Here is an 11,749-nt window from a genome sequence, read left to right as displayed (position 1 = left end):
CAGTTTCAATGCGCCTTGGGCGGCTGCATCTTGAGCGACAGGATCAGCAGCAGCACACCAACCGCGCCCAGTGCCGCAGGCGCCAGAAATGCCGTCACACCCACCTGACCCAGCAGCCAGCCAAAGCCAACCAGCGCCATCACGGACGCCGCCTGCTGTAGCATTACGGCCCCACCCTGCGCTTCGGCAGCAATGTCTTCGCTGGTCCAGTTGGCGATAAAATGCACCACGCCAAAATAGCCGACACCGAAAGTGAAGGCATGCAGCATCTGCAGGCCGAATAACACCGCGACCGGTGGATTGAACGCCATCGCCGTCCAGCGCACCACCGTCGCCACCGCCGCAATCAGAATCATGTGGCGCGCTGAAATGTTGCCGCCAATCCGGCGCCAGACAAACATGATGACAGCCTCCGCCGCCGCCGCCGTGGCAATCAGGGGGCCCAGCAATTGCTCGGACACCCCGTTTTGATGCCAGACGAGTGCGGCAAACCCGCCAAGGATGGAATGGGTGGAGTTGACCAGTGCAAAACCGATCAGAGGCAGCAGAAACCACGGTTTCAGCAGTTCGCGAACATTGGCTGCCCCCGGCTTGACTGCGGCAAGCGTCAATTGCTGTGCCGGTGCGCGAAAACGCGGCAACTGCAACGCTGCCAATGCCCGCAACATCGACATACCCAGGAACAACGGCAAAAATGCCTTGGGCCCAAAAGCGGCAATCACCAGCCCGGCGACAATCGTTGCCGCGGTAAAGCCGACAGTACCCCAGGCGCGAATAAAACCAAAATCGCTGCCATTGCGCTGGGTCATTCGCACTGTCGCGGCGTCGACTACTGGGGGATTGAACCCGCCGACATGGCGCAAAATCCCCAGAACAGCAAAATTCCCCAGAACTCATCGACAAAGAACAGGCCGATGGGCACCATGCCACCAAATATTGCCAGAATCGCAATGACCGTCCGCCAGTCGCTGGCCCGGTCCGCCAACCGACCGATCAACTGGTTGAGCAGCAGCAAAATCAGAACGGGAAAAGCGTTGATGATGCCGATCTGATCGGTATTAAGACCCTTCTCGGTCAGCCAGATCGCCAGATAGACTGAGGCCACGCCCATCGACATGAACACGGTGGAATGAAAAATCGATGCGCGCAGCTCCGGCGACAGCCGCTGCACTATGTTCTTGGCCATGAATTTGAAACTCCGGGCAAGGACGCGCCCGGCGCCACCATGCCCGCAATCAGCCCAAGATCAAGTCGTTAGGGGCAACGAAAGCCAAATAGTTTTTGCCTGATACCGGCAGTCCTCAGGAGGCGGCAGACCGGTCCTGACGACGCAACCGAAATTTGCGTGGCTCACCCGCAGCCATTTCAGTCCATTTGATCAGTTCAAAACTGCCATCTTCCGTCTCGGCAATCGCGGTGCAGCTTTCCACCCAATCGCCGGTGTTGATGTAATGGATGCCAAGCCGATCGTGCATGTCAGCAAAGTGGATATGGCCGCAAATGACCCCATCGACGCCCGACTGCTTGGCTTCATAAACCAGCGCCTCTTCAAAACGGCCGATCACGCTGACGGCATTCTTGACCTTTTGCTTGGCCCACGACGACAGCGACCAATATTGCAGGCCCAACCGACGCCGTACCCAGTTGATAGCGATATTGACCCGGAGCGCCAGATTATAGGCCCAGTCCCCTACATGGGCGAGCCACTTGGCATTCATCACCACCACATCGAACTGATCGCCGTGAATGACCAGATAAGTCTTGCCCTGCGCCGTTGTGTGGACGGTACGATCCACAAACTCGATCTCGCCAAAATAGGTGCCAAGATATTCGCGCAAAAACTCATCGTGATTGCCAGGCAGATAGATGACGCGCGTGCCCGCATTGGCCTTGTCGAGCAGGATTTGCACCAACACATTATATTCGCTGGGCCAATGCCAGGTTTTTGCCAGCCGCCAGCCGTCCACAATATCGCCGACCAGATAAATCGTATCAGCCTCATGGGCGCGCAGGAAATCGATCAACTGCCCAACCCGAATGGGCTTCATCCCCAAATGCACGTCCGATATAAACAAGGCTCGAACGTGTCGGGTCTCTCGGGGTTCATTCATTGAGCCTGGCGCCTCATTTCATCCTGATCTGCGCAAATACACTGCGCGAAGGGGTGCCACTTTAACCGCCCAATGGCCAAGTGGAAACAATCTGCGTTCACATGCGCACCGATGGTTCACAAACTTATTATATTTCAATGCTTTATCGCGGCACACTGAATCAAGAAATCACGCATTTGGGCAATAAAACAACATTTTGATTCGCCAGATCGGTCACCGGATATGGGCCTTTAGCGCCACGATCCGATTGTAGCTTTGCTCAATCCGCGCTGCAAATTCGGGATCTGCCTTGGCCTCCGAAACCAGAATGGCCCGCACCTCGTCGCCGAGCCCCGCGTGATAGTTGGCTGTATTGGAGAACAGCAGCACATCAAGTCCCGCGCGCACCGCGCCGGTCACCGTCTGCTTGAGATTGAAGTGCTTGCGGATGGCGCCCATTTCCAGATCGTCGCTGATCGCAACACCATCAAACCCCAGATCGCCGCGCAACACGCCCGTGATCCACTGGCTCGAAAGCGAAGATGGCGTCTTGGCGCCAGCATCTGAATAATCCGCATGAAACAGGTGCCCCACCATCACCATACCCGTATAGCCTTGGGAAAATAGCGCACGATAGGGTTCCAGCTCAGTTTTCGACCACGTCTTGGTAATATCGACAAAGCCTTCGTGACTATCGGCGGTCGACGATCCATGCCCCGGAAAATGCTTCAGCGCCGTCAAAATACCGGCCTGTTCGTGCGCTGCGATAAAGGCCGCGTCATATTGGGCTACCACGGCCGGATCAGCGCTGAACGCTCGACCGAACTTGGCAATGATTTGATTGTTGGGGTTGATATCAAGGTCCGCCACTGGGCCGAAATTGACGGTAAAACCCAGATCGGCAATGGCTTTGGCCATCTTGGCGTAGACTGCTTCGGCCTGTTCGGGCGACATTTTTCGCGCGATCGTGCGTGCATTGGCGATTTCGGTGAAGCCGACGTCCTTGGTCAGCCGCTCAACAGCACCGCCCTCCTGATCCAGCGTGATGAAAGGCGGCAGCGCTGGGCTGGCGTCGCGAAACGCGGCATTCATGGCCTTGACCGCCGCAAGGCTCGACACATTGGTCTTGAGAAACATGACCCCGCCGATGTCTCCGGCAGCCAGTTCGGCGGTCAGCGCCTTGATCGACTTGTCATTGGCGCTATCGCCCTGAAAGCCAATCACGATCATTTGCCCTGCCATTTCGTCAAGCGAGGCGGCAAATCCGGGCGCAATCATCATCAGGCTGGCGACCAGGGCGGCCAGGGCGGGTCTCAGGGCAAGTAGCACGGCAAAATCCTGTTGAACTCAGCGCCCTGAAACTGCTTGGCAATTGCGGCGGAAAACAAGTCTCCGCCGCGATCAGCCATCAGGCAGGTCGATTCTGCCGGTTTTCTATCAGATTCTCCACAACAGCGGGATCCGCCAATGTCGACGTGTCGCCAAGGCTGCCGAATTCATTTTCCGCAACCTTGCGCAAGATGCGGCGCATGATCTTGCCCGAGCGAGTCTTTGGCAGGCCCGGCGCCCACTGGATCAGGTCGGGCGTGGCGATCGGGCCAATTTCCTTACGGACCCAGTTGCGCAACTCGGTCTTGAGCGTATCGTCATAGCTCTCGCCTTCCATTAGCGTGACATAGCAATAAATGCCCTGCCCCTTGATGTCGTGCGGATAGCCGACAACGGCGGCCTCCGAAACCTTCGGGTGCCCCACAAGCGCACTTTCAATTTCGGCGGTCCCCAGCCGGTGGCCAGAAATATTGAGCACGTCGTCAACGCGCCCGGTAATCCAGTAGTAACCGTCCGCATCACGCCGACAGCCGTCACCTGTAAAATACAGCCCCTTGTAGGTCTCAAAATAGGTCGAAACAAACCGCTCATGATCGCCCCAGATGGTGCGCGCCTGCCCCGGCCAACTGTCCTTGATCGCCAAAACCCCTTCAGCCTTGGTCTCGGTCTGCTCCACCCCTTCGGGCGAAAGCACCACCGGTTGAATGCCAAAAAACGGCAGCGTGGCCGAGCCTGGCTTGGCGGCAACGGCCCCTGGCAACGGCGAAATCAGAATGCCACCGGTTTCCGTTTGCCACCATGTATCAATCACCGTACAGCGCTCGCGGCCAACATGCTTGTTGTACCACAACCAGGCCTCGGGATTGATCGGCTCGCCGACAGAGCCGATCAGCCGCAGCGAGGAAAGGTCTGCCTTGTCCACCCACTGTGATCCCGCTCCCATCAGGGCGCGAATGGCGGTCGGTGCAGTATAGAAAATATTGACCTTGTGCTTGTCGACCACCTCCCAGAACCGCCCGCAATCGGGAAAGCTGGGGATGCCCTCAAACATCACCGTTGTGGCGCCATTGGCCAGCGGGCCATAAACGATATAGGTGTGGCCTGTGACCCATCCAACGTCAGCCGTACACCAGTAAACCTCGCCATCCTGATAGTCGAAGGCGTATTGATGGGTCAACGATGCCCACACCAGATAGCCGCCCGTTGTGTGCAGCACGCCCTTGGGCTTGCCGGTCGAGCCTGACGTATAAAGAACAAACAGAGGATCTTCCGCATTCATCGGTTCAGGCGGACAATCAGCATCAACGCCCGCGGCGGCATCATGGTACCAGACGTCCCGTCCGGCCTCCATTTCCACACTATTGCCGGTGTTCTTGACCACCAGTACCGTATCGGCCTGGGCACCATTTTTCAGCGCTTGATCGACATTAGCCTTGAGCGGCACGCATTTGCCGCCGCGGCGTCCCTCATCAGCGGTAATCACCACACGCGATTGGCAATCGTTGATTCGCCCACCCAATGCATCCGGCGAAAAGCCGCCAAACACCACCGAATGCACCGCCCCGATCCGCGCGCAGGCCAGCATCGCATAGCTGGCGGCCGGAATCATCGGCATATAAATGGTTACGCGATCACCCTTCTTTACGCCGTTGGCTTTGAGCACATTGGCAAAACGGCAAACCTTCTCGTGAAGTTGGTTGTAGGTGATGATCTCCTGGTTGCCCGGATTATCACCCTCCCAGATGATCGCGGTTTGATCACCCCGCGTCGCCAGGTGCCGGTCGATGCAGTTGGCAGCAATATTAAGCACGCCATCTTCGAACCACTTAATTGAAACGTCCGGATAGGCAAAGCTGGTGTTTTTCACTTTGGTGAAGGGCTTGATCCAGTCGATCCGCTTGGCCTGCTCGGCCCAGAATGCGTCGGGCTCATTGACGGAGCGCGCATACATGGCCTCATATTGCGCCTTGGTCGCATAGGTGCACGCAACGGCAGCCTCGCTGGGTTCGAAAACTAGTTGGTCACTCATTAATCCCTCCGAAGTATTGTTTTGGCGCGAGATTAGTCAGACCGGAAGGTCTGGGCAAGGAAAACCACAAAATCCACGCAGACCTCCCGATATCAGCGTGCAATCGCAATTAACCCCTTGAGCCGAGTCTGCTTCGGCATGGGCCCAGCTGCTGTTAGACTGCCTCCTCACCGAGGCCGGAGATTGTCATGAACCGCATAGCGATGCCTGCGACTGACACCGAGGCTGGATCCAAGCCCGACGCCCCGACCTATCGCGCCGCCAGTTTTACCGACATTGATATGGTTCATAGGCGTCTCGGCGAAATCATTGCCGACATGCCCTATTATAACGACGAGTTCAAAGCGTTCGAAACCGCGCGCATGTCAAGAAACCATCTGGCGGCGCTCATCGAGGCCGACCCGTATCATGTCATGCTGCTGCTCAGCGGCGACGAAGTTGCCGGTTTTATGATCAGCGGACCGGATCTGGGCACGCTGTGGCTTTATTGGAGCTGTGTCTTTCCCGAGTTTCGCAAAAGCTCGATTGCCATCCGAAGCGTGCGTCGCTTCATCGAGCACTGGGACAATGGATGCTTCCACAAGGTTTCGACCTACACCATGGCAGGAAATGCCCCTGCCCGCGCCATCATGGAGCGGCAGGGCTTCACCCTGACAGCCACACTTGAACAGCACATTTTTGGCGAAGATTATCTGCTCTATGAGCACCGGTTGACCAAGGCCGTTCCCGGGTATGATCACGGTGTCCGGGGCGGTCCACGCCGGGCGCTGAGCCGTACGGTAAAACGCTGGCTCGCCCGAAAATAGACTCATCACTCAGCCACTTGCGGCCAAACGATGAATCGATTTCTGAACCGTGATTATTCGGCTGGCTTGGCCACAACTTCGCCGCGACGGAACCATTGCATTATCGAGACGTCGATATGCGCAGTCTTGAGCGCCACAGCCCAAAGGGCAACCGACCAGAGCGTGATGGAAATCAGCGCCGCAACCGCCGCGCCCATCAGTCCGAACGGCGGCACCAACAGGTAGTTGCCGAGCAATAGCGACCCCAGAGCCAGGACAATGGCTGGCAGGCTGGCATAGGGCCGGTCGTGAATGGACAAAACGAGCGACGCCGGACCCATGGCCGACCTCACCACCAGCGCCAGACACAAGACCACCAATGGCAGGCTTCCGTTGACAAAAGTTGGACCAAATATAGTCAGCGCCAACGGGCCGCCGATGGCTGTAAGGACCAGCAACAAAACCGCCAGCCCTGAGGCGACCAGATTGGCGTCACCCAGTTTGCGATTGAACCCGGAGCGATCAGCGTTCGCCTCGCTTTCAAAGATGTCGGGCAAGGTAACCGCATAAACGGCGGCTACGCCAAACGACACCAGCGAAAATATTCGCGTACAGACGCCAAACACCGCCAACTCTTCGCGGCTCAAATGGCTCGAGAGCAGCAATAGATCAATATCGAAAAAGAAGTCCGTCGCCAACGATACCAAAACCCAGGGCATGGCAAAGCGCCACCAGCGCGGGCGATGGCTTGGCCCCGGCTCCGCCGTATCGCCAACCCGTGGCAGCGTGAACATGACAAAACCGAAGTGAACCAGCGCGACGCAGCAATAGCCGACGCTTACGACCCACAACATTGCCGAAAAGCCCTCATCGGGCGTCGCAAAAAAGGTCGCGCCGATCAAGAACGCCGCGATCAGGGTGAGCGGACGGAACATTGTATCGGCAAAAAAGCCGGCATAGGGGCGTTTTAGACCCACAAGCGCCGCCCCATTGACGAAAATCGTCGCCGTTCCGAACGCTAACAAACTCGCAGGAACAAAGTGCGCCGCCAGCGTCGTATTACCAGCCCCCACCCAATCGAGAACATAATGGCCAAATATCAGCAGGACGGCCATGGCGCCCAACACGTGACCATAGGCGTTGAACAGAAATATCTTCAAACGCCGCCGGTCGCCCCGAGCACGATACTCGGCCGAAAAATAGGTGCCCACAGTGTGAAAACCGAGCGGCATGGCAACTGCAACCAGATTGACCGTAGCAACGATCAACAAATACTCGCCCAGAACCTCGGCACCCCAATAGCGCGCCAATAGGGCCTGCACCAGAAACACCAGTGCCGCACCAAAGATCCGAACAGCAAATATGACCGTGGACTGAGAGGCCAGCCGCCTATGCAAACCCATTTCAGTTGCCTTCGCTATCAGACGTGCGCGACTGTGTCGGTCGTGCCTTGTTTGAGCGCATGGCATCAAACCTGCGGCGTGCATCATGAACCGCGTCACGCGCCGCAAATGCCCCTGTCCCCAGCAGATAACTCCACTTGTTGGCAGCATAATTGGCAACAGGGGGCACCGGCTCGATAACCCCGGCGTCTCCCACCATGCCTTTTTTGAACTGGTGCAGCCCCTGAAAGCCGTCAGTGCCCCCCAGATCGTACCAACTCGCCCGCGTATTATCGCGCAGCCAGCGAATGATTTCCCAGTGCAGGAAATAACCGGCGCGCAGCGGTAGCGCCCGATCATTGGTGGCACCATAAAGATAAACGGCCCGATCGCCAGACTTGAAGATTAGCGCACCGGCAACCAGTTCACCCTCGTGCCGGACAAAGAACAGCTCGGGCCGCAGCGCCTCTTCCAGTGCCATCAGCGATTCAACAGTGTCATAGGCGGAATGATCGGGAAATTGCTTCCGGTCACTCATCGCCTGATAAAGATCATGAAACTCGCTGAATCGCGCGGCATCGCCATGCTCAAAGCTCAGACTGGCCTTTTGCGCCTTGTTGAGGTGATAGCGCCATTTCTGCGCAAAACTTTTGCGCAGCGCCACGTCATCCTGACGCAGATTGACGATATAGCGATCAGGAAACAGCAGCGACGAACCGCGCTTGAACCCCTGCTTCATCAGATATTCGTAGCGGGCATTGACCGGGGTCAACGACGCGCGTGGCAGGATCGACAGCATCATGCCGCGCTCCTGCGCATAGTCGCGCATTAAAATCGCAATCATGGCGCGGTAAATTTCGTTAGCTCGTGGGTGATCGACTTGCTTAAGCATCGGCCCCCACTTGGAAACCGCGATGTTGCCAATGCCGAGTGGCAATTTCTGAATCATGGTCAGGCTGCCCCCAACGACCTCGCCATCAAGCGAGAACAGCATCGGCTCCTGTGCCACGTTTGGCCACCGCGTGACCGCAAATGTATAAAGCTGCTCCTGACAGACCTCATCGAATGTGGCGATGGTCCTGTCCCACTCTGCCCCCGAAACCGTCGATACATCCAGCCGCAAGCCCGTCTCGGCCAACGCCCGGCCTGAGGGATCGACAATGTCGACATTTGAAAGATCAGCGGCGATAGACATTGGCAGTTCCAGCTTGCTTGGTTGCTGGTGAACGTTACTGCCGCAAAATGAGTAAATCCCTATTTTGACGCGCAAATTTCAACAAAATTGGGCATTTGGTTACCAAAGCCTATTCGGCTACGTGGGGTCCCCCATAGACTAAGGGAATGTGCGGAAGAGTATATCCCAATAGCTGATCTGCCCCCTCGTACATCATCCTGAGCGCCACATAGAGGATGATCGCCAGACCCAACCACGCGATCCAGCGGAACCGGTTCAGGAGCCCGGCGATGAAGGCCGATGCGGCGCCCATCAGGGCCACCGACAACAGCAAGCCAAACACCAACACCTCTGGGTGTTTTTGCGCTGCCCCGGCCACAGCCAGCACATTGTCGAGTGACATTGATACATCGGCAATAATGATCTGGGTTACCGCCTGACGCAGCGTTTTCCGACGCGATCCGCCGGCAATTGTGCCATCAGCATTCAGATCCTGGTCAGCCATGGCTTCAAGCGCTGCCTGTTCACCGGCGTGATCAACCTGCAGTTCCTGGTACATTTTCCAGCAAACCCAGAGCAGCAACAAACCACCGGCCAGCAATAGGCCGGTGATGGCCAGCAATTGAGTGGCGATCAGAGCAAAGCCAATGCGCATGATGGTGGCAGCCGCGATGCCTATCAGAATGGCTTTGGCCCGCATGTCCTTGGGCAAACCCGCCGCCGCCAGACCGATAACCACAGCATTATCGCCTGCCAGAACCAGATCGATCATGATCACCTGGAAAAACGCAGTGATAAAGCTCCACTCAAGACCGAACGGCATGCTGCGTCTCCCAAACTGCAAAAAGTGGTCAAGGCGATATATCGCCCCAAACGCCATTGCGGAAGTTCAAGCAGACGATATCACTGATAATAAAAAGCATTTGTGGACGATTGGTGCCATCTTCAAGTGCGATTTGCCAATCCCGGCCAGAAAAACGCCCGCGCCAGCGAATAATTCTGAACACCATTGCTTTTGGGAGGCACTTTGGTGGGCGAGCACGGATTCGAACCGTGGACCCGACGATTAAGAGTCGTCTGCTCTACCAGCTGAGCTACTCGCCCCTGCCGGAGCTTCCAAAGTGGCTGCTCTCTAGCAAAGGGATTCTTCCCTGTCCAGCGCCCACTCATATTTTCCTGTCATTAGCGCAAACTAACAGACAAACTTCATTCAGAGGTGCCCGCTCAACGCCATCAGCAATGCGTGGGCAACCCCTCGAAATCAGCCAGCCATGGCGCCCTGCGCCGCCGCGCCGCGCTCGATCAGCAAGCGATTGTAAGCATTGAGATAGGCACGAGCCGAGGCCACCAGCGTGTCGGGTTCGGCAGCATTTCCCGAGGCAATTCGGCCATTGAGTTCAAGACGAACGTGCGCGCCAGCCTGCGCATCTGTGCCCCCGGTAACTCCGTCAACGGCATAGAGTACCAGATGCGGCGCTTGCCCCACGGCCTGCTTGATGGCGTTGAAAATGGCATCAACCGAACCGGTACCTTCAAAGGTTACCGAATTTTCCTCGCCGTCAATCGAAAGGGTCATATCGCAGCGATGCACGCCGCCGGTTTTTGAAACCACTTCCATGGCGATCAGGCGAATACGGTCTCCAACCGATCCCACTTCATCATCGACCAACGCCACGATATCGGCGTCGTAAACGTGCTTTTTGCGGTCAGCCAGGTCCTTGAAGCGCACAAACGCCTCCTGGAACGCGTTGTCACCCAATTCGTAGCCCAACTCCTTGAGCTTGTCCTTGAAGGCGGCTCGCCCCGAATGTTTGCCCATGACCAGGGTCGTGGCTTTGATGCCAACGCTCTCCGGTGTCATGATCTCATAGGTTTCCGCATTCTTGAGCATGCCGTCCTGATGAATGCCGCTTTCATGCGCAAAAGCATTCTTGCCCACAATCGCCTTGTTGTACTGCACCGGGAAATTCGCAGCCGCCGAAACAATTCGGCTCGCGCGCGCCAGGTGCTGGCTTTCGATCTGGGTATGGTACGGCATAGCGTCACCACGGGTTCGCAGCGCCATCACCACTTCTTCAAGCGCTGCATTGCCGGCCCGCTCGCCCAATCCGTTGATCGTGCATTCAATTTGACGCGCGCCGCCCGCAACACCGGCGAGAGAATTGGCAACGGCCAACCCAAGGTCATTGTGGCAATGCACCGAGAATATCGCCTTGTCGGCGCCCGGCACCTTTTCGATGATCGTCTTGAACATCGCAAAATGCTCTTCGGGAACAGCATACCCCACAGTATCGGGCAGGTTGATCGTTGTCGCGCCCGCCTTGATGGCGGTTTCCACGCATCGCATCAAAAATTCAATCGGCGTGCGGGTGGCGTCCATTGCCGACCATTCAACATCATCAATCAGGTTGCGCGCCTGCGCCACCGTCCGGGCGATAATCTCGATGACCTCGTCCTCGGTCTTTTTCATCTGGTGGGCAAGATGGATTGGTGAGGTCGAAACAAATGTATGGATGCGGCCCTTTTGGGCATACCGCACCGCTTCCCCTGCCCGGTCGATATCGGCGGTAATGGCGCGCGCCAGTCCCGCCACCGTGGCATTCTTGACCTGCTTAGCCACGGCCACCACCGCCTCGAAGTCGCCATTCGAGGCAATCGGGAAACCGGCTTCAATGATATCGACGCCCATTTCGTCGAGCGCTTCGGCCACCTGCAGTTTTTCTTCAAGCGTCATCGTTGCGCCGGGCGATTGTTCGCCATCGCGCAATGTGGTGTCAAAAATGAAAACGCGGTCTTTGTTGGTGTCGGTGGTCGTCATGGTATTTTCCTATCAAACGGCCGCGAGACATAAGCTCTGCAGGCCGGACATTGCTGTGTACGGCTTGAAAACGTTATCCCCTGACCACCCGCTCGCTTGCCGAGCTGTCGGTTACCAGGGGCTGATAAGAAGTAGAAATAGA

At 56.9% G+C, this 11,749-nt stretch carries 10 protein-coding genes and 1 tRNA gene; 1 reads left to right on the top strand and 10 read right to left on the bottom strand.

The window, feature by feature from the left end:
- Positions 1-5: 5 nt before the first annotated feature.
- The 5 genes from PSQ90_RS14030 to acs all read right to left on the bottom strand — a co-directional run bounded on the left by PSQ90_RS14030 (position 6) and on the right by acs (position 5,448).
- Positions 6-815 carry an MFS transporter gene (locus tag PSQ90_RS14030; protein ID WP_282210908.1) on the bottom strand — a complete coding sequence of 270 codons (810 nt, stop codon included), beginning with the start codon at positions 813-815 and terminating at the stop codon, positions 6-8.
- Between the two features lie 14 nt (positions 816-829).
- Complete coding sequence (locus tag PSQ90_RS14025) at positions 830-1,186, bottom strand: MFS transporter (protein WP_282210907.1); 357 nt, start codon at positions 1,184-1,186, stop codon at positions 830-832.
- A 115-nt stretch (positions 1,187-1,301) separates the two neighbouring features.
- Positions 1,302-2,111, bottom strand: a complete 810-nt coding sequence (locus PSQ90_RS14020; RefSeq protein WP_282210906.1) for a UDP-2,3-diacylglucosamine diphosphatase — start codon at positions 2,109-2,111, stop codon at positions 1,302-1,304.
- Positions 2,112-2,324: 213 nt separating this feature from the next.
- Positions 2,325-3,419, bottom strand: a complete 1,095-nt coding sequence (locus PSQ90_RS14015; protein WP_282210905.1) for a glycoside hydrolase family 3 N-terminal domain-containing protein — start codon at positions 3,417-3,419, stop codon at positions 2,325-2,327.
- Between the two features lie 79 nt (positions 3,420-3,498).
- On the bottom strand, positions 3,499-5,448 hold the full coding sequence (gene acs / locus PSQ90_RS14010; protein ID WP_282210904.1) for an acetate--CoA ligase: 1,950 nt from the start codon (positions 5,446-5,448) through the stop codon (positions 3,499-3,501).
- A gap of 188 nt (positions 5,449-5,636) precedes the next feature.
- Between acs and PSQ90_RS14005 the strand changes: the two genes are divergently transcribed.
- Positions 5,637-6,254, top strand: a complete 618-nt coding sequence (locus PSQ90_RS14005) for a GNAT family N-acetyltransferase (protein WP_282210903.1) — start codon at positions 5,637-5,639, stop codon at positions 6,252-6,254.
- A gap of 53 nt (positions 6,255-6,307) precedes the next feature.
- Here the strand turns inward: PSQ90_RS14005 and PSQ90_RS14000 are convergent, their stop codons facing one another.
- The 5 genes from PSQ90_RS14000 to PSQ90_RS13980 all read right to left on the bottom strand — a co-directional run bounded on the left by PSQ90_RS14000 (position 6,308) and on the right by PSQ90_RS13980 (position 11,607).
- Complete coding sequence (locus PSQ90_RS14000) at positions 6,308-7,636, bottom strand: lipopolysaccharide biosynthesis protein (protein ID WP_282210902.1); 1,329 nt, start codon at positions 7,634-7,636, stop codon at positions 6,308-6,310.
- Between the two features lies 1 nt (position 7,637).
- Positions 7,638-8,810 (bottom strand): lipid II:glycine glycyltransferase FemX, encoded by a 1,173-nt coding sequence (locus PSQ90_RS13995; RefSeq protein ID WP_282210901.1) that lies wholly within the window; start codon positions 8,808-8,810, stop codon positions 7,638-7,640.
- Between the two features lie 109 nt (positions 8,811-8,919).
- The gene (locus PSQ90_RS13990; RefSeq protein WP_282210900.1) at positions 8,920-9,612 is read right to left on the bottom strand and encodes a TerC family protein; all 693 of its coding nucleotides are present in this window, start codon (positions 9,610-9,612) and stop codon (positions 8,920-8,922) included.
- A gap of 205 nt (positions 9,613-9,817) precedes the next feature.
- Positions 9,818-9,893: transfer RNA gene (locus tag PSQ90_RS13985), tRNA-Lys, on the bottom strand.
- A gap of 157 nt (positions 9,894-10,050) precedes the next feature.
- Entirely contained in the window at positions 10,051-11,607 is a 1,557-nt protein-coding gene (locus PSQ90_RS13980) for a 2-isopropylmalate synthase (protein WP_282210899.1), read from the bottom strand.
- Between the last annotated feature and the right edge of the window lie 142 nt (positions 11,608-11,749).

The sequence above is a fragment of the Devosia rhodophyticola genome (genome assembly GCF_028816475.1).
In the GTDB taxonomy this organism is placed as follows: domain Bacteria; phylum Pseudomonadota; class Alphaproteobacteria; order Rhizobiales; family Devosiaceae; genus Devosia; species Devosia rhodophyticola.
Note: the sequence above shows the minus strand (reverse complement) of the source record. Positions and strands in the feature narration are given on the sequence as shown.